Raw genomic sequence first — 669 nt, 5'->3', positions numbered from 1 at the left:
CTCCGAAGTACAGAGACTTTTTTTGGAGTAAATTATGGATCGCGCACTGTTTCTCGCAATGAGTGGCGCCAAGCAAAATATGCAGGCTTTGCAATTGCGCGCTAACAACTTGGCTAACGTCAGCACGACGGGTTTTCGTGCAGATTTAGCACAGGCTCGCTCAATGCAAGCGTATGGCGCTGGTTTGCCGTCACGCGTGTTTAGCATGACAGAGCGTCCGGGACATAATTTTGCTCAAGGCAGCGTGATCACGACTGGTCGCGATTTGGACATTACCGTCGAAGGCAGCGGTTGGATTTCTGTATTGGATCACACTGGAAAAGAAGGTTTGACCCGTAACGGTAACCTCAAAATTGACCAAAATGGCATGCTAACCAACGCAAGCGGTCATGCCGTTTTGGGGGAGAACGATGCGCCAATCACCCTGCCAATCCCACTCTCCAAAATCGAAATCGGTCGTGATGGCACCATCTCTGTACTTCCACAAGGTGCGCCGGCTGAAGAATTACAAATCGTTGATCGTATCAAGCTTGTGAAAACTGACGATCAAAGCTTATTTAAAGACACCAATGGCTTATTTCGCCATAAAACTCCAAATCAGCCTTACGAAGCAGACGGCACTATCAGCATCCAAACTGGTGCGATTGAAGGTAGTAACGTGAATGCCGT

Annotated in this window: 1 protein-coding gene; it reads left to right on the top strand. The window is 48.4% G+C overall.

What is annotated here, in order from left to right; translation table 11 throughout:
- Positions 1 to 34: 34 nt before the first annotated feature.
- On the top strand, positions 35 to 669 hold a 635-nt coding region (locus tag R7Q46_RS27525), incomplete at its 3' end, for a flagellar basal body rod protein FlgF (RefSeq protein WP_318078326.1).

The organism is Vibrio sp. 811 (assembly GCF_033339195.1).
Note: the sequence above shows the minus strand (reverse complement) of the source record. Positions and strands in the feature narration are given on the sequence as shown.